The 16,441-nt window shown below is 65.3% G+C and carries 23 protein-coding genes; 16 read left to right on the forward strand and 7 right to left on the reverse strand.

What is annotated here, in order from left to right:
- Positions 1 to 274 precede the first annotated feature (274 nt).
- Both ACQPW1_RS02215 and ACQPW1_RS02220 read right to left on the reverse strand, forming a co-directional pair.
- Positions 275 to 652, reverse strand: coding sequence for a DUF397 domain-containing protein (locus ACQPW1_RS02215; RefSeq protein ID WP_433661112.1), 378 nt, complete (start codon positions 650 to 652; stop codon positions 275 to 277).
- Entirely contained in the window at positions 649 to 1,548 is a 900-nt protein-coding gene (locus tag ACQPW1_RS02220; protein WP_433661113.1) for a helix-turn-helix domain-containing protein, read from the reverse strand. Before ACQPW1_RS02220 ends, ACQPW1_RS02215 begins: the two co-directional genes overlap by 4 nt.
- Positions 1,549 to 1,670: 122 nt before the next feature.
- On the opposite strand from ACQPW1_RS02220, the gene ACQPW1_RS02225 reads away from it, so the two are divergent.
- The 7 genes from ACQPW1_RS02225 to ACQPW1_RS02255 all read left to right on the forward strand — a co-directional run bounded on the left by ACQPW1_RS02225 (position 1,671) and on the right by ACQPW1_RS02255 (position 5,057).
- Complete coding sequence (locus tag ACQPW1_RS02225) at positions 1,671 to 1,979, forward strand: hypothetical protein (RefSeq protein WP_433661114.1); 309 nt, start codon at positions 1,671 to 1,673, stop codon at positions 1,977 to 1,979.
- A complete protein-coding gene (locus tag ACQPW1_RS02230) occupies positions 1,976 to 2,146 on the forward strand; it encodes a hypothetical protein (RefSeq protein ID WP_433661115.1) in 171 nt (56 codons plus the stop codon). Before ACQPW1_RS02225 ends, ACQPW1_RS02230 begins: the two co-directional genes overlap by 4 nt.
- A complete protein-coding gene (locus ACQPW1_RS02235; protein ID WP_433661116.1) occupies positions 2,146 to 2,613 on the forward strand; it encodes a hypothetical protein in 468 nt (155 codons plus the stop codon). Before ACQPW1_RS02230 ends, ACQPW1_RS02235 begins: the two co-directional genes overlap by 1 nt.
- A 47-nt stretch (positions 2,614 to 2,660) precedes the next feature.
- Positions 2,661 to 3,095 (forward strand): DUF4254 domain-containing protein, encoded by a 435-nt coding sequence (locus tag ACQPW1_RS02240; RefSeq protein WP_433661117.1) that lies wholly within the window; start codon positions 2,661 to 2,663, stop codon positions 3,093 to 3,095.
- 131 nt (positions 3,096 to 3,226) lie between these two features.
- Positions 3,227 to 4,153 (forward strand): nucleoside hydrolase, encoded by a 927-nt coding sequence (locus tag ACQPW1_RS02245; RefSeq protein ID WP_433661118.1) that lies wholly within the window; start codon positions 3,227 to 3,229, stop codon positions 4,151 to 4,153.
- A gap of 244 nt (positions 4,154 to 4,397) precedes the next feature.
- On the forward strand, positions 4,398 to 4,847 hold the full coding sequence (locus ACQPW1_RS02250) for a hypothetical protein (RefSeq protein WP_433661119.1): 450 nt from the start codon (positions 4,398 to 4,400) through the stop codon (positions 4,845 to 4,847).
- A 75-nt stretch (positions 4,848 to 4,922) separates the two neighbouring features.
- Positions 4,923 to 5,057, forward strand: a complete 135-nt coding sequence (locus ACQPW1_RS02255; protein ID WP_433661120.1) for a hypothetical protein — start codon at positions 4,923 to 4,925, stop codon at positions 5,055 to 5,057.
- 74 nt (positions 5,058 to 5,131) lie between these two features.
- On the opposite strand, the gene ACQPW1_RS02260 is transcribed toward ACQPW1_RS02255, so the two are convergent.
- Positions 5,132 to 6,133: a GNAT family N-acetyltransferase gene (locus ACQPW1_RS02260; protein WP_433661121.1), complete on the reverse strand. Its 1,002-nt coding sequence runs from the start codon at positions 6,131 to 6,133 to the stop codon at positions 5,132 to 5,134.
- A gap of 156 nt (positions 6,134 to 6,289) precedes the next feature.
- Here ACQPW1_RS02260 and ACQPW1_RS02265 point away from each other — a divergent pair, with 156 nt between their 5' ends.
- Positions 6,290 to 7,534 carry a hypothetical protein gene (locus ACQPW1_RS02265; RefSeq protein ID WP_433661122.1) on the forward strand — a complete coding sequence of 415 codons (1,245 nt, stop codon included), beginning with the start codon at positions 6,290 to 6,292 and terminating at the stop codon, positions 7,532 to 7,534.
- 150 nt (positions 7,535 to 7,684) lie between these two features.
- Here ACQPW1_RS02265 and ACQPW1_RS02270 read toward each other — a convergent pair whose 3' ends face one another.
- Positions 7,685 to 8,059, reverse strand: a complete 375-nt coding sequence (locus ACQPW1_RS02270; protein ID WP_433661123.1) for a hypothetical protein — start codon at positions 8,057 to 8,059, stop codon at positions 7,685 to 7,687.
- Between the two features lie 271 nt (positions 8,060 to 8,330).
- Here ACQPW1_RS02270 and ACQPW1_RS02275 point away from each other — a divergent pair, with 271 nt between their 5' ends.
- The gene (locus tag ACQPW1_RS02275) at positions 8,331 to 8,765 is read left to right on the forward strand and encodes an NUDIX hydrolase (RefSeq protein WP_433661124.1); all 435 of its coding nucleotides are present in this window, start codon (positions 8,331 to 8,333) and stop codon (positions 8,763 to 8,765) included.
- Positions 8,766 to 9,296: 531 nt separating this feature from the next.
- Here ACQPW1_RS02275 and ACQPW1_RS02280 read toward each other — a convergent pair.
- Together ACQPW1_RS02280 and ACQPW1_RS02285 are read right to left on the reverse strand one after the other, a co-directional pair.
- The gene (locus ACQPW1_RS02280; RefSeq protein ID WP_433661125.1) at positions 9,297 to 9,764 is read right to left on the reverse strand and encodes a hypothetical protein; all 468 of its coding nucleotides are present in this window, start codon (positions 9,762 to 9,764) and stop codon (positions 9,297 to 9,299) included.
- A gap of 227 nt (positions 9,765 to 9,991) precedes the next feature.
- Positions 9,992 to 10,276, reverse strand: coding sequence for a hypothetical protein (locus tag ACQPW1_RS02285; RefSeq protein WP_433661126.1), 285 nt, complete (start codon positions 10,274 to 10,276; stop codon positions 9,992 to 9,994).
- Positions 10,277 to 10,511: 235 nt separating this feature from the next.
- On the opposite strand from ACQPW1_RS02285, the gene ACQPW1_RS02290 reads away from it, so the two are divergent.
- From ACQPW1_RS02290 to ACQPW1_RS02305, 4 genes are all read left to right on the forward strand, one after another.
- On the forward strand, positions 10,512 to 11,318 hold the full coding sequence (locus tag ACQPW1_RS02290) for a hypothetical protein (protein ID WP_433661127.1): 807 nt from the start codon (positions 10,512 to 10,514) through the stop codon (positions 11,316 to 11,318).
- 88 nt (positions 11,319 to 11,406) lie between these two features.
- Complete coding sequence (locus ACQPW1_RS02295) at positions 11,407 to 11,784, forward strand: hypothetical protein (RefSeq protein ID WP_433661128.1); 378 nt, start codon at positions 11,407 to 11,409, stop codon at positions 11,782 to 11,784.
- Complete coding sequence (locus ACQPW1_RS02300; protein ID WP_433661129.1) at positions 11,777 to 12,100, forward strand: hypothetical protein; 324 nt, start codon at positions 11,777 to 11,779, stop codon at positions 12,098 to 12,100. The genes ACQPW1_RS02295 and ACQPW1_RS02300 overlap by 8 nt, the downstream gene beginning before the upstream one ends.
- Positions 12,097 to 12,348, forward strand: a complete 252-nt coding sequence (locus ACQPW1_RS02305) for a hypothetical protein (RefSeq protein WP_433661130.1) — start codon at positions 12,097 to 12,099, stop codon at positions 12,346 to 12,348. The genes ACQPW1_RS02300 and ACQPW1_RS02305 overlap by 4 nt, the downstream gene beginning before the upstream one ends.
- 57 nt (positions 12,349 to 12,405) lie before the next feature.
- On the opposite strand, the gene ACQPW1_RS02310 is transcribed toward ACQPW1_RS02305, so the two are convergent.
- Positions 12,406 to 12,591 (reverse strand): hypothetical protein, encoded by a 186-nt coding sequence (locus ACQPW1_RS02310; RefSeq protein WP_433661131.1) that lies wholly within the window; start codon positions 12,589 to 12,591, stop codon positions 12,406 to 12,408.
- Between the two features lie 251 nt (positions 12,592 to 12,842).
- Here ACQPW1_RS02310 and ACQPW1_RS02315 point away from each other — a divergent pair, with 251 nt between their 5' ends.
- The 3 genes from ACQPW1_RS02315 (at position 12,843) to ACQPW1_RS02325 (ending at position 16,372) form a co-directional block, all read left to right on the forward strand.
- On the forward strand, positions 12,843 to 14,066 hold the full coding sequence (locus tag ACQPW1_RS02315; protein WP_433654210.1) for an IS110 family transposase: 1,224 nt from the start codon (positions 12,843 to 12,845) through the stop codon (positions 14,064 to 14,066).
- A gap of 331 nt (positions 14,067 to 14,397) precedes the next feature.
- A complete protein-coding gene (locus tag ACQPW1_RS02320) occupies positions 14,398 to 15,081 on the forward strand; it encodes a hypothetical protein (RefSeq protein WP_433661132.1) in 684 nt (227 codons plus the stop codon).
- 61 nt (positions 15,082 to 15,142) lie between these two features.
- Entirely contained in the window at positions 15,143 to 16,372 is a 1,230-nt protein-coding gene (locus tag ACQPW1_RS02325) for an ImmA/IrrE family metallo-endopeptidase (RefSeq protein WP_433661133.1), read from the forward strand.
- Positions 16,373 to 16,441 lie beyond the last annotated feature (69 nt).

The raw sequence follows: 16,441 nt of genomic DNA on the forward strand, positions 1-16,441 counted from the left end.
GAGGCCACCCGCACCTGACCGAACTGGCCGCAGCCCGTGGTCCCGAACATCACATAATCGGCATTACAGGGCAGTCGGACTGCCCTGCTGCGAGCCGATCGTAGATGCCGACTGCCCGGCAGTCGGCGAAGATTGGTTCGATCACCGCAATAGTCGGGCAAGCCAATCTGCCAGCGAGGGTGCGGAATCTCAGAACCGTGGCGGATCCGCCAAGTCACCGCCAAACATTCTGAGATTCCGCCACAAGTTTTGAGACCCTACAGCTGAGGAGCGCCTACGCGGCAGCGAGTTCGAATTCTCCACTGTTCACGCCGTTAACAAACGCAGACCACTCGTCCGGGTTGAAGGCCAAGACGACTCCGCTGCCGTCACTGCCATGAATCATGACCCAGCCGTCGGCTTTGCGTTCGATCGCTGGCATCCCGTGACCCCTAGGCGTGGTTGGGCGAACGCAGTGCTGAAGAAATATGGCCCACAGACTTGCGTGCACCGAGATGACCGGCTGGGTGTCAGGACTGTTCGCCGGATCTCGGAGGTACTTGCTGTCACGCAGAAGGACCTGGCCGCCAGCGACTTTGACTTCAACACAGGACGCGCCGCCGTTGTTGCTGAAGGAACTCTTCCGCCAGCTCTCACGGACTGAGGTGGTCATTGTCGCTCCATTTTCTTGAAATGCGAGATCCGGCTCCTGATAGCAGCAGCGGTGTCGGAGTCCGACAACGCTTTGTCTCGCAGCCGATCAGCCGCCAGTGTGTACAAGTCTACTTGCGGCTGGTCCTGCAGGTAGAGAGCGCCGGTGTGGTACTCCACGTAAGCGATCCCGCGCGCCTCGGCGAAGTCCAGGACGATGAACGATCCGGGCAGACCTTCGTGGACCGCGACTTCGGTTGGGATGATCTGCAACTCGACATTGTCGAGACCCATCAACTCATGCAGGTACTCCAGTTGCTCGCGCATGACAGTCGGTCCGCCCACCGGACGGTCGAGTGCCACTTCCTCTATGACTGCTCGAAGCTGAAGCGGGTTCTCGGTGCCGGTCAGGCGTTGACGAGCCATTCTCGCGCGGACCGCTTGAGCAAGATCCATCGCAGGGATGTGAAGGCTGTCTCCAAGGAGGGCCGTCGCGTAGCCGGGAGTCTGAACCTGGCCGGGAAGCACCTTGTCGGCGTACTCGAACTGGCTTGCGGCCAGTCCCTCCAAGCCAACGAAAGTCTTGAACCAGTCTGGCAAGACTTCGCCGAACGGCGTCCACCAGGTGCCGTGATCGGCTCGTCCCGCGAGCGTGACAGTGCGATCGACGTCCTCGACCTTGACTCCGTAGAAGCGGAGCAGGGCGGCCACCTCATCGGGTTGCTGAAGGGTCTTGCCGCTCTCCATGTAGCTGAGCTTCGCTGGTGTGCAGCCCACATGTTTCGCTGCTTCGGACTGCTTGATCCGCGCGGCCTCTCTGGCTGCCCGGAGGTCGTGGCCTACCAGGAAGCGCAACGCCGACGGGTCTGAACGCTCGTCGCGCATCTCTTCCTTTCGCTGCTGCAGATGCCTGCGCACAAACTACCTCATCAATCTGCGCCATAACTATGGCATTACGTATGCAGTTAAGCTTAAATCAAACCATGGCATAAACCATTTCGGCTGACCTGGCGGTGAGCCGGGCGGGAAGCAGGTGGGTCATGGCAGTACACGTAGACGGCGGCGGCTCGCTGATGTTGAGCGACAAGTCCGCACATCAGGCGAGGTTGGCAGGTGATGACGTATGGACGGTGTCATTTCTGCCAGGGCGGATGCTCTCCGCGGACCAGGCTGTGGCTGCACTGCGCGCTGCCGAAGAATTGGTCGCAATCGGCGAGTATGGCCTTGAGCTGGGTTTGACGGCGCTGGAGCTGGTTGGCCTGGCGGCATTTGAATGCACCTGGCCGACGCCAGCGCTCTCTAGGGGGCCGGGTATCCGCGCCCGCCTCGGGCGGATTGGTTCACGATGATGCACGGCCGAGCGTTGCTGCGCGGTAGGCGGATTCAGGGTTTCAGCGCGGGTGCGGCGGAGGGGCGGCGGGACGCTGCCGAGTGTGCGTGGGAGCCGATCGAGTTGCGACCGCTGCTGACGGTCGTCAGCAATCAGGATGGACGCCACGCGAAGGCGGTGCAGTGATGTTCGAGAGCTGTCACACCCCCAATGAGGTGGCTCATGTCTACCGCCGCCGGTTCGGGCTGCCGGTCGAGTTGTTCGATCGGCGGGCGTTCATCGCAACTGGTGACACGGTTGGCGCGGTCTTGATGCCGCCGCCGTTGGGGCTGCGGGTGAAGAAGGCTTTCAGTGACGAGGTGTCGGTGCCGATCATCCGGCACTTCCCACGAGGCGGTCACTGGATCTTCCTTGCCAGCCGCCGTGGGCGTGTGCGTAACCGCGCGGTACCAGAGTTGATGCGCCATGACGGAACAGTGCTGTCACCGCGTACCCGTGTGTGGTTGCCGATGACCGATGCCGGGATCGAGTGGACGTGGTTTTCGCCGCCGCATCCGGGTGCGGATCTGCCGACGCTCCCGATGGTGCTGCATACGGCGTTGGCTGTGATCGACCAGGACGAAATGTCGTCTACTCCAGCGCTGAAGCGGTGATCCCGGTGCGCGCCTGCGCATCCGCGCGGCCGGACGGGCGGTGACCTGTGCTGTCTCTCCCGTCCGATGACGAGTTGTTCCTGGCGATACGGGGCCAACTCTCCGATGAGCATCGGCTCTGCCAGCTCGCCAATGAACTGGGCCAGCTGCACTGGCAACAGTTGGTCGGCGAGCCTGCAGCTTCCGAAATCCATTGTAAGAGAGCAGAACTCATCCATGATGTCGACTCGTGGGTGTCGGCTCGGCTGCCGATCCCGCACCGGTCCGCAACCCTGCACACCGAGACTCTCGGCCAGGTGGTCGACAGATTCGCGGGCGCTGTCGTGCATTCCTATCACCTGTTGATGACGCTCGAACCCGACGATGTGAAAGTCCACGCCGCTTGGTATCGGCTGGCCGAGCTCGCAGACGGCTACACCGACCTGTGCACCGAGGTCAGCAACCGGGCGCGACGGCTTCCTGCTCTCGGGGACCGCCATTGACCACGAGCAGACCGGACGGGGGCTTCCTCGAAGCGCTCGGGGGCGTCGGTGACCGACCCGCTGTGTCCGCTCGGCACCGAACTTTCCTTCCGAAATCCGCAATATCACAGTGAAAAGGAGTGCGACAGAACATGTTCGATGACCCACCACCGCTGAACGGCCATCTGATGACGCCAGCGTATACCCGTGCAATGACTGGCTGGCTGGACAGGCTGATGATCGTGGACAGCGACATCTTCTACGATCCGGATGACCTCGCGGCGTTGATCCTGGCCGCCGGGACCGTGCAGAATCTCGTGGTGATCACCGCTGATGAGACTGGCGGTCGGCGCGCTCGGCTTGCCCGCCACGTGCTGGATCTGCTGGATCGTGGCGATGTGCCGGTGATCGCCGGCCTCGAACTCCCGGGCAGCGAGCGGCGGTTCCTGATGGACGATTACCTCGGTGGCCTGAAGGCGCAGCCTGATGATCTGGTCGATGCGGTAGCTCGGATTTGCGCCACCACGACCGGCCCGATCGACTGGGTCGGGATGGGGCCGATGACCAACTACACCGCTGTGGTGACCGCTGCCCCGGAGCTGGCTGAGCGGTTCGTCTTGACCCAGATGGGCGGTTGGATCGACAAATATCAAGACAAGAGCCGTGCCAGCCACAACCTACGCACCGACACCGTCTCTGCGGGATTGGGTTTGCGGGTCGCGCACAAGCCGAGGTTGATGCTGTCGGATTTCACCAACGCGCCAGCGATTCACATCACCCCTGAATGGGCGTTGACGGGAAGCCTGCGCTCATCGGTCCATCCGGCGGCGAAGCTTCTGGCGGCGAACTTCGGCGTCTGGTTCGAAAGGCGGGGCGGTAGTTGGATGCATGACCCGCTGGCACTGAGCCTCGGCCTCAACTTGCCGTTCGTGAGGTTGCGTAGCGAGTGGCTTCGGATTGCACCTGATGCCCGGCTCTACCGCGATCTGGATGGTCGCGTGATGGAGGTATCGAGCGCGGTTGACTACTCCGGTTTCTTGGATTGGTTCCATGAGGGCCTAGCCGGGGTATGCCTATGAGGTGGCGACGCTGGCTGCATGCCCACCCGCTGACCGTTCCTCACCAGATTTCGGCGGTCGCGGACTCCGACTGTCACTCGGTCCCGCGCGGCGTCGCGGCGGGTGAGCCTGGCTGCGTTCGGCTCCACGCTGATTGCGGTCGAGCGGAATGCGACGCGAACAACGAACTGGTCCGGGTCGCTTGCCCGGCGGTGTGGTGCGGGTCGGTGTCGGTGGACGACAACACGATCCGACCGCATCTGACATGGGAGAAGCTCCCGTGCTGGTGGAGCGGATGGCACATCGTCGACGACGCTATCGCGGTCGAGCGGGCGGTGTCGTGAACGCAGCGATCTCCGATAATGGCAGTGCCATCACAAGTTTCGGTGACTGCCTCATCGATCCGGGGCGACTCACCCGTGCCGAGGCGATAGCTGCGATGCACATGCATTACGCCTGCCCGCGCCAGTGTCTGCCGCTCAGCCGGGCAGACGCGACCCTGAACGCCGAATACGGCGCGGTGCCGGTGGCCACCGAGCAGGCCGCAAACCAGAAGTGGGACACCAAGATGGCGGGGTTGTGCCAGGAGGCAATACGACTGGTCACCCGAGCCCAACAACGAGCCGAGCCCAGCCCGCCACCCGCGACCGATCACGATCCGGTGGAGTCATGCGCCGACGTGCAACCCGCGCACACCGCTCAGCAGCCCGAATGAGGGCTACGGCCTGGTCGCCAGGATCGAACACTTCTGCCTGACAGCACTTTCCGTCGATAGTGCAAGGAGAACACCTTGGACCGCTTGTGTAACCTCGTCGCCACGCTGATCTATGCGATCACGGCGATTCTGATCTACGACACGATCGTCAGCTTCGCGCGGCACGAAATATTCGCAGAACTTCGTGGCAGCAGCTTCGGCCGAGACTAATCCGCAGGCTATCTGTGAGCCGTTTAGCTGTCACGGCCCGGTCGACACGCACGGGGTCGACCGGGCCGTGCCCGTCAGGTCGGCAACCAGTAGTGGCAGATCCCGTCGTCGGTGATGGTGTCGAGGTCGCCGCCGCAGGCGGTGATCACGCGCCGGGAGGCGACGTTGTCGCTGCGGCAGGTCAGCAGGGCACGCCCAATGCCGAGAGCCTTTGCCCGCGGCAGAGTTCGGCGCAGGATCTCGGTGCCGTAACCGAGCCCGCGATGCTCCGGGGCGACGACGTAGCCGATATGGCCGCCCCAGTGAGCGAGCCGCTCGGTGAGAGCGTGTCGGATATCGCTGCTGCCGACGATCTGCCCGGCGGCGTCCACGGCCATGAGGAAGGTGCTCGGAACCGTCCCCGGATCCAGGTCGATACTCCGCCGAGCGCGTTCGATGCGGTCGAGATACGACGGCCAAGGGCCTCGATAGTCCTTGGCGAAGTCGAACCCGTCGGCCTGCAGCCGAGCACGCACAGCCAGGAACTGCGCCTCGTCACAGGGGCCGAGCAGCCGCAGGCGTAGACCTGGCTGTGCACCCGACAGCGGTGCCGGGCGCGAGCCCGAAATCAGCGCCAGCTCCATCTCGACCTCGGTAACGGTCCGCGCGTCCATGGCTTGCCGAGTGCGGCCGGTCATGGTGAAGCCGAGGCGGACATACAGCGCGCGAGCGTGGGCATTGGATTCGGTGAACCACAGGTGCAGCCGCGCGTGCCCGGCTGCGCGAGCCCAATCGGCCACCGCACCGACGAGCAGATCAGAGATCCCCGAGCCGCGGGCGCCCGGATGAACCCACACCGAACCCACCGACGGGCCTTCGGCGCCGGGGACGCCGCCGGCCGAACCGAGTGCAGCGCCGTCGGCTTCGGCGACGAACAGTGCCTGCCGATCCATCCAACGTCTCCATTGCCCTTCATCCCACGCCGAGGCGACCTCGAACGCCGAACCGAACACGCCAGCTCGCGCCTCGGCCAACGCCCCCAGGCGCACCGCACGCACGAGCCGCCATTCATTCGTGTCCACCCGGCGTACGGTCATCGGTCGATCGTGCGCAGGCCAAGCGAGCACCGCAACGCAATATCGTGAGACAACTTTGGCGAGTGGGAAGTCTCGTCTCGGCCGGGGTTGTACGAACCCGGCGATGGCCGCCGTGTGGTAGGCAGACCAGGACAGATCGACGGGTGGGAGGAAGGCATGGATCACGCAGCAGTGGAGGCGTCACTCGCCTCGATCAGGCTCGACATCATCGGCAACGATCGCCAGTGCGATGGCATCGCCCGGCTTTATCTTGCCGCGGGCGAAGTCCCGCAGTTCGATATCGGCACACAGGACTTCACCACCGACCCGAATCTGGTGTGCGCGAGCCACTATTGGCGCAGGCGCCTACTCGACGAGCCGACAGTCGCGGTCGTTGCCGAGTGTGCGAGCTGGCTTGCCGCTCACCTCACGCCCGAACATCGCGAGACGGTGTGCGAGCAGTGGAGTGTCGAGTTCGCCGACAGCACAAAGTATCTGGTCCAGCCGATGGACGGGGTTGTGCCCTTTGTCGCCGAGCTCGCCGACGGTTACCTCGATCGCTCCGGGCTGCAGATGATCTGTCTCTACCACGCGTGCAAACTGCGCTTGAACTATCGCTTCGAGGAGCTGCTGACCTTCCTGGACGCCGCACCGATCGCGGGCATCGCCGACTTCGACGACGGCTCCCCGGTCTTCACGGCACTGCGGGCTTCGGGCCTGTTAGGCAGCAGGACCCGCCACACTGGCTACGCACTGGAATTGGTGGAGCGGGTGTGGACTTCCTCGGCCCGGACCCGCGCATCGGTCGACATCCTCACCGACGGCCTCGACCTCGCGCCGCCGTTCGACGGGCACGGCGAACTATTACGTCGTTACGCCGCAGCTGCCGTCGCCGCCTACTCCGGCTCGCACACGTTCCTCTACCTTCTGGCCAGGGGATTATACATCTGCGGAGACTACGACGACGCCCTGCACGCCATCGACGAAGCGGTGCAACGGATTCCGTCGAGCAGCGACACCAGCGACTATCTCAGGGTCATGGCCCGCTACCGCGATCTACGACACGCGATTTCGACAAGCCGCGACGCATCGGCGGCATTCGCGGCGTCGGAGGATCGCGCCGACAAAATACTCAGTACGGTGCCCGAGCGGATAGAGCAGGTCGAGCACGCCGCCGCAGTGGTCGATCGCCACGGCACGTTGTCGAGCTCGATGACGCGGATCGTGTTGGCGCTGGCACTGTTCGGCTGCGCCGCAGCGTTCATGACGGCGTCCTCGAATGCCCAGACCGGGCACGATCTCGGGCTCGCGGATCGGCAATGGCAAGTCGTCGTGCTCGGCGGCAGCTTGGCGATCTTCCTCGTGACTCTCCTCGGTGCCGCACACTTCGTCCGCGGGCTCGGCCGCAGGAAACACCGATAGGTTTCGATCGGGGGAAGTCCCCGGCGCCGGTGGCCGTTCGATGCGGTCGAGGGCAGTGATGCTCCGACGATTCGGCGACGGCAGCTGCTACGGACTCTACGGCCGCCGACTATAGACCTCGGGTCCGACAAGTTCGGCCGGCCCGAACCCTCAGAAGCGGTCGTCGTCCTCGTCGTCCGGAAGACGCCCGTAGTAGGCGGCCGTCGCCGTCGCCCGTTCCTGGGCACCGACGAGCGGCTCGGCCAAGTCAAGCAACCGCTGGGCGACCGTCTCGGCCTCCAACCCGGGCAGATACCCGCCCTCGGTTTTCAATACACCGCCCACCAGCGGCGAGGACAGAAACTCGAGCACGGCGGCGACCTCGTCCACGCTCGGCGGCGGATCGACCGTGCGGCGCACCACCCGATAGATGTCGAGCGCGGTAATCGGCTGCGTCATCACAGTCTGCCCGGCCTCGGCAAGCTCCTCGATCTCATCCTCGATCACCTGCAGCACCGCCGCCATCCACGCCGCCGCATGATCCATACACCATGCCTAACACACTCTGTCGGACCGGGATCACGATGTGCCCCGAAAGGAAGGCGAACCCTTCGGCGTGCAGCCGGGCACGAACAGTCAGGAACTGTGGCCCGTCACAGTGGCCGAGCTCTCGCAGGAGTAGACCTGGTTGTGAACGCGACGCAGCGCCGGGCGCGAGCTCGAAATCAGCGGCAGCTCCATCTTGACCTCGGCAACGGTCCGGGCATCGGGCGCTTGCCTTAGATCCGTCGACTACAGATTAGGAAGGTTCCTCACCATGCCCGACAAGGTCGTCCGGGACAAGGTCTTGTGTTACATCGTTCGTGACGGCAAGCTGCTGGTTTTCCGGCACAGTGACTACTCGTGGGAAGAAGTCGGTGTGCAGGTGCCTGCGGGCAGTATCCGGGCCGGAGAAGCTCCCGAAGATGCGGCTCTTCGTGAAGCTCGAGAGGAGACCGGGCTCAGCAACTTCTCGATTCGACGCAAGCTCGGTGAGGCCGAATATGACATCAGCCCTTACCGTTTCGAGATTCAGAACCGCTACTTCTTCGAACTTGAACTGCACGAGCAGGCACCGGAGCGGTGGATGAGCCAGGAAGACCACGACGGTCAGGGCGAGCCGACAAAGTTCGAATGCTTCTGGATACCTTTGGAGGCCGCGCATGTCCTGCAATCGGGACAGGGCGCATTGCTCGGTCGACTCGTCGACTGAGCCGACGACGATCAACCCTAGGTGCGCGCGCGGATCCGCCAGTTCAGCGGCGGTGAACGCGCAGGGCGGCTTGCACGGCGTGACGTGCGCGGCGATGGGCTTTCGCCGTTAGCCGCGCGTGGCGGCGACGCGAGGCACGCGAGCTGTAGCCCGCCGGGTATCGGCTGTGACCCCAGCAGCATTCCTGATCGGCTCGGGTAACCCCGTACGCGCGCATGGACCTGTCCTTATCTGTCAGTGGCTTGTGATAAAGCACGTGGATCGGCCTGTCAATGAACGCTCTGAACCAGACCGGAAGTCAACCCCGCGTCGAGCTAGACCCAACTAAAAGGGATGTCGCAGAGTAAGTTTCGTGCGTCCCGCACTCGCGGCCCGCTCTTGGTTCGCGATCCGAATGCGGCGGCGGCGCGCCGGAGTCGACCGGCACCTGTCGAGGCGTGGCTATCGGGCCTACGCGGGACGAGGCCGCGCGTGTGAATGGATGCGGCGGGTAGAGCGTGCTGTCGCTCTACCCGCCGGGTCGTTTCCCGCTCAGCGGACGCGGGTCGCGTAGTGGGGGCTGGGGAAGGTTTCGGGGTCGGTGCCGGGCCACTTCTCCTCGGCGCGCAGGCGGTCGCGCAGGTCGCGCAGGTAGGTGTGGTGGGCGAGATATCCGTTCTCGCCTTCGAGGAACTCGGCCTGGACCTTGGCGGCGACCTTGTCGATGGGGCGCTTGGTGCTCACCTTGATGCGCTCGTGCCAGTTCTCGCGGTTCTCGTCGTAGTAGAGGTCTGGCAGGTCGTAGGTGAGCCCGACTACCTCTACCCGGTGCTTGCCGACCGGTGATACCCGGATCTTCTGGCGCTGCGGTCCGTTGAGGTACGCCTCGCGCTCGCCGTTCATGTACGGGTAGAGCGTCCAGCCCGGCCCCCAATGCCCCGCCAGTGTCTCGGCGAAGTCGGCGAGAGCCAGGCCGGTCAACAAGTCGGGCAGTGCGGTCGGGTTCGCGTTGCTGGTCATGTCGGCCTCTTTCTTGCTGGTTGATTGCTGCGAGACCATGAACGCTCTGTTCAGCGCACGAAGTCAAGCCGAAAGCCGGACCGTTCTTGCACCAAACATATTGGTCTGCAACATGTTTGGACAATTGGCGAGTCGACGTCGCCGACTGCTGATGTGGACGGCGGTGGCCCGGCTGTACGCGTGTGGCGGGTGCGGGTTCGGGCGGCCCGTGAGGGCCGCCTCCCGGCTCAGCTGTGCGGGTTGGGCGGTGCGAGGAAGCAGCCGCCGCCGTCGTACTTAGCGCCGTGCTTCTCGCAGGCGGCCTCGATATCGTCGCGACCTCCGTCGGCGAACGCCTGCTCGACGGTGCCGTAGGCCACCAGCTGCCAGTCGATCTCGGGCCGGTGGGCGAAGGGCCACGGGTCGTACTCGGGTGGGTTGGGGACCATGTATCCGGCGGCGATGAGTTCCGCGGCTACCGCCGCTAGGGCGCGTTCGGTGCTGGCGTAGATGAAGTGTTCGTAGGTCGCCATGTCTGCCTCCGGGTCGGTTCGATGCTCGCCACACCATGAACGCTCCGAACCGCCGACGAGTCAACCCTTATTCACTTAAAAACATTGTGGCGCAACATAATTCGCTAACAACCGACTTGACTTCGGTGGCGTCGAGAGCGTTCATGGTGTCGTAGCCCGAACACACCGGCAGCACACCGGGGGCTACCGCCCCGACCGGGGCGTGACCACCTCCAACACCTTTCGAGGAGAAGCCATGTCCGACACCGCCCGCCCCCAGCTCACCACCGCCGAAATGCTCTGGGCGGCACTGCACTACGAGCCCGGCGCGACCTCGGCCAAGCTCGCCGAAATCGCCGGAATCGGCGGCTCCACCGCCCGCAAGCTCCTGGTCGCCCTGGAACGCACCGGCGGCGCGTACCGCACCGAAGGCGAATCCGACGGCAGCGCCCGCCGCCTCGCCGACCGCTGGTGGCCCAACACCGACTCCGGCGACACCGACGGCGAGAACGAGACCCTCGCCGACGAGACCGCCGAACTCCCCGCTGAAACGGCCGACACCGCCACAACGGCCCAAGACCCGGCCACGCCCACCACCGGCGAGGACGACGCGACAGCGAGCGAGGACGAGGCCGATACCACGGAGACCGGGATCGACTCCGCCGCTACGGATCTCGCCGAAGCCACCGACCCCGACGAGGCCACCGCTACCAGCGCCGAGCCTGCCACGCAGAACACCGAACCGGCCGAGCCCGACGACGTCACCGAATCGGCGACCGACGAGACCGACGCCGACGCCGACGCGACTTCGGACACCGAGGCGTCGGAGGACAAGCCGAAGCGACTGGGCAAGGGAGTGCTGCGGGGGATGATCGAGGACTTCCTGACCGACTGCCAGGGGCGGGAATTCACCCCCGGCGAGATCGCCAAGAACCTGGAGCGCTCCGCCGGGGCCATCCACAACGCCCTGGAAAAGCTGGTCGCCGAGGGCACCGCCATCCGGACCTGCGAAGCGCCCAAGCGCTACACCCTCGCCGACGACGACGACGCCGCCGACGAGTAGCGGATCCAACGCCCAGCCTCGGGCACCGGCCGACCGGCCGGTGCACCTGGCTGGCCGTTGGAACCCACATCGAAAGGGGCGCAAACCCATGCCCGACAGCGATATCCGATATCAGACCTATGGCGAGGTCATCGCCAAGCTTGCCGCCGACCCCGGCGCGCGGATCACCCACGCCGAGGCCCGGACCATCGCGTGGCGCTGGTTCACCGACTTCTACGGCGGCACCCCCTGGAACGGCGAGGAATTCTTCAGCCTCGCCCATTGGTGCGACGGGGGACGGCACGCCGAGCAGATCGCCCGCAGCCAGCTGGCCGCCGAAGCCGAGCGCCTGCTGGCCGAAGTCCGGCATCCGGCTATCGCCGCGCGATGGCACACCTGGGATCCGACAGGCGACCCGCACACCGCCGCCCTGGCCGTCGCTGCCCTGGCCGAGTTCCTGCACGCAGGGCCAGGCAAGCATGACTAAGCCGACCTACAACGACGTCGCCCGCCGCGCCTATCGTGACGAGTCGCCGGGATTCACCCTCACCGACGCCGAAGCCAGAGTCGTCGCCGCCGGATGGGTCGGCCAGCATTACTGCCGCGAGTTGTATCGATGGGTCTGCGGCGTCACCGCGATCGACCCGACAACCCTGCTCAGCGACGCGCGCAAGCTCCTCGATGACCTCGGCCTCCATCGCGATGATTGGCCACATGCCGGACAAGCCGAGCCCAGCATCGCCGCCGCCTCCGCCCTGGTGCGGTATCTGAAGGCTTTGCAGGACAAGGGGATACGGAAATGAGCGGGCGAACCGAGATCCGGGTCGTGCTCACCGTTGTCGAAGCCGAAGCCGAAGCCGAAGCCGAAGCCGACGCCGACGCCGACGGGCCTCTGCGGTGTGAGGTCCGGGTCAACGATTGGCCGTGCGGGCACATCGCCCGCGTACCCACCGGCTGGCGCAAGGTCAGCGACGGCACCGGTCGCACGCGCGGCCCGTTCTTCGACACCGCCGAGACCGCCGCGCTGGCGCTGGCCGGTGAATGGGGCTGACCCCCCGGACGAGCGATGCCGCCCGGCGTACCGGGCGGCATCGCGGCTTGTCGGGGCTTACCCGATCTTGAGCAGCTTCCAGATCCCGCCGCGCGCGGCGGCGGCCTCCCAGGCGGCGACGGCCGCCGCCTCGGCGTCGCCGCCGAAATCCGCGTCGTCGAAATACTCGGTTTCGGAGAGGGCCTCGTCGAAGGGCATCCCGTTGTTGTCGTACTCCTGCACGATGTAGAGATTGTTGGTCATCGCCGCGCCCTAATCAGTTCTGGGAGTGAGCTATCCGGCACACTCCTGGTAGTAGCCGGCCGGTAGGTGAGCACTTTCGCACCCTGGACTTCGAGTCCTGGAGAAAGACCGTGCCCCTGCCGGTAGGCCGGGAGAGTTGATCGCTGCTGGGATGTCGTGCCCGCCCGAATGGGCGTGAGCACTGCTTGATTAGGTCGCTGATGGTTCTCCTGCTGGCTGCTCGACGGTGATCGGCATTAGCAATTGGAGGATTGTTGCGACTGTTCGTAGGAGATGACTGGGCTGAAGACCACCACGACGTGGAGGTGATGGACACCGCCGGGCGCCGCCTGGCCAAAACGCGCGTGCCCGAGGGCGTCGCCGGAATGGCGAGACTGCACGCGATCCTCGGCGGCCTGGTCGACGACGCCGACGAGGTCGAGGTCCTGGTCGGGATCGAGACCGACCGCGGTCCCTGGGTCGGGGCGCTGGTCGCCGCCGGATACACGGTACTGGCGGTGAATCCATTGCAGGCGGCCAGGTTTCGGGACCGGCTGGGAGTCTCGGGTGCCAAAAGCGACGCTGGTGACGCTCACGTGCTGGCGGATATGGTCCGCACCCATTCCCACGAATTGCGACCTGTCGCTGGGGATTCCGCGCGAGCCGAGGCCGTGAAGGTGGTGGCCCGTGCTCACAAGACGATGATCTGGGACCGAACTCGCCACACCCAGCGGTTGCGTCACGCTCTGCGTGACTACTTCCCCGCCGCGCTGGCCGCGTTCGACGACCTCGACGCCGCCGACACTCTGGAACTGCTCGCCAAAGCACCCACCCCAGCTGCGGCGGCCCGGCTCACGATCCCCCAGATCAGTGCCGCGTTGAAGCGGGCGCGCCGCCGCAACGTCGCCGACAAAGCCACCGCTATTGCGGCCGCACTGCGCAGCGAGCAGCTCGGCCAGCCCGAGGTCGTGGCGCAGGCCTACGCAGCCTCGGTCCAGGCGCTGCTGGCGGTCCTGACTGTCCTCAACACCCAGATCAAGACGTTGCAGGGGCAGGTCGAGGCGCATTTTGGGCAGCACCCGGCCGCTGAGATCATCGCGTCCCAGCCCGGTTTGGGACAGGTCCTCGGTGCCCGGGTGCTCGCAGAGTTCGGTGACGACCCCGACCGCTACCGCAGCGCCAAAGCCCGCAAGAACTACGCGGGCACCTCCCCGATCACCCGCGCGTCGGGCAAGAAGAAGGTCGCCCTGGCCCGGTTCGTACACAACGACCGGCTCATCGACGCCCTCACCACCCAGGCGCAATCCGCGCTGATGTGGTCCCGGGGCGCCCGCGACTACTACGACCGTCAGCGAGCCCGCGGTGTCGGTCACTACGCCGCGCTACGCCAGCTCGCCAACCGACTCGTCGGGATCCTGCACGGCTGCCTCAAAACCGGAACCCTCTACAACGAGACCACAGCCTGGCCCGACCCAGCTCAGCAGTCCGCTGCTTGACATTCAAGCTCCTGGGATGTCTTTCTCGCTGTGGTTGTTTCGTCCACACCATGAACCCTCTGACGGGCGAGAAAGTCAACGGGCGTCAGCTGTAATTAGTTGGCGTACAGCGCATTACGAGAACCATCGAGGATGAGCGCTGGCACTTGCCGGACGGCGGCGGAGGTTGGGTAAACGAGAACCGACCGTCCCTCCCTGGTGCGGGAGCGGGCGGTCGGCCGTGTGGTTCAACGTTAGCGTGCTGCCCGTCGAGTTCTCCAGTGATTACCGGGGGCGAACCAGGTTCTGGCAGCCTCTTGCCGTGTAGGAGAACATATGAAATATTTCCTACATGAACCTACAGCCGCAGTTGCTGGTGGATGAGCTGGTGCGCCAGCACGATGCCGTGTTTGCGCGCTTGCACGCCGACCTGCACGAGGCGGTGCTCGAATCCGCGACGCGGTGGGCGGATCGGTTCTCCGACCCCGCCGAGATGAGTGGGCTCACCCGCTGCGTGACCGTACGCCAGACCCTGCTGCACATGGACACGAGCAGATCGGCCGAGGCGGGTCTGACGATGGAGATGTCGCTGGGGCAGGGGATGTCGGTTGTACTGAAAGATCGGGCTGGGCATCTGGTCCGGGTGCGGAAGTACCCGAGTTACCTGCTCGGCAAGCGGACGCGTGCGATTCGGACGCCGCCGCCTGGCCAGCGGGAAGCGGCCGAGGCTGTGCAGCTGGCCCTCGACGAGGGCATGGCCGAGCCGGTGTTCGTGCTGGACCCGACGAGGTTGCCCTTCGAGTTGTTCGTGCTGTGGCAGCTTGACGGCGAACAGATCGGGCTGGCGGAGGCCGAACTGGCCGCCGTGGTGGCGATCGATGACTCGAAAACGGTGCGGATCTTGGCGACCGCGCCGTTGCCCGCCCCGGCCAAGTTCGTGGCACCGTCTGATCCCAATGCCGACGATCAGTCCCTGTTCGACGACTTCGGCGAGTTCGATGGCGACGCTGAGGAGACCGGTAACGATCCGGCGTGAGCCGGTCTATGGGCGGGTCGCTGCGCGCGGCGACCGGCGATCTTGTTGAATCGAAGCTGCGATGACAACTGTTGAGGTGTACGGAAGCCGAGTGAGGCAGGCGCGGGTGTTGCGCCGAATGACCAGCAAGGCGGTGATGGCTGAGCTGGGATGGAAGGGCGCGCGCCAGACGCGGTTGGAGCAGGCCGAGGTGTCGTCGCTGGATATGGAGGACTTCCTCCGTGTGACGGAGGTGCTGCGGTTCCCCGCGCTGTTCTTCACTACCCCGCCGGCCTCTCGGGTCGACGCCGGTGACCTGTTGTTCCGGGCGCCGCGCGCGACGACCGCGGGCGAGAAGGAGTACCTGGCGCAGTTTGCGGCGGTCGTCGGCGATTTCCTCGACGGTCTCGATTCCGGCTGGCCTTTGCCGCCGGTAAAGCTGCCAGTGGTCGACGCCAGCACTTCGATCAGCTCGGCCGCCGAGCTGGTGCGCGAACGGATGGGCATCGATCCAGACGCGCCGATCTCGTATCTGACCTACGAGGCCGAGCGTTGCGGGATTCCGGTGGTGCAGCGCTTGCGGCGCAGCCGCTCTACCGGAGCGTTGAGCTTGGATCCTGTCGATGACGACGCCGGGCTCTCGGAGAAACATCTGGGCTACTCGACGCGGGTCGGTGAATACGGGGACCGCCCGCTGGTGGTGGTGCGTGCCAGTGCTTCCTGGGAGCGCATGCGCTGGACGGTCGGCCACGAGATCGGCCATCTCGTGCTGCATGCCGGTGGCGGGGAGGTCACCGAGGATCAGGAATTGGAAGCGTCACGGTTCGCCTCCGAGCTGATCGCTCCCGCCAAGGCGATAGCCGCCGAAGTGCCGAAAGTGCCTTCGCTGCTGAACCTTGTCCCGCTGAAGTTGAAGTGGGGCATCTCCATCGGCGCGCTGATCCGTCACCTGGCCGCCTCAGAGCTGATCGAGCAGCAGCGCTACGAGATGCTGCGCCGCCAGCTGTACACCCGCCTCAACCCCGACACCGGACATACCTGGGGCAAGACCGAACCCGGATGGGACGCCCGCGAACCCGAACGTCCGCGGCTGATCTCACGCTGGGTCGAGCGTTGCTACGGCGCCACGACGGCGGCCATGCTCGCACCGCATCAGTTGATGTGGCCCCAGGACCTCCTTGAGGATTTCCTTGCCGGGCAACGCCCCTCGCCCAATCGCGGCACGCCCACAGCGATACCATCGTCCCAATCCGTGAGCGACGGTGGAACTGTGATCGCCATCGACCGGTTCCGGCAGCGTCGCCGCGCGTAGGAAAGTACCGAGATCGCTCAAGACGAACAGGTGGGCTCAACGACTGACGCCGCACCACAACCGGCTGTC

Source organism: Nocardia sp. CA-128927, from assembly GCF_050955855.1.
Lineage (GTDB): Bacteria > Actinomycetota > Actinomycetes > Mycobacteriales > Mycobacteriaceae > Nocardia.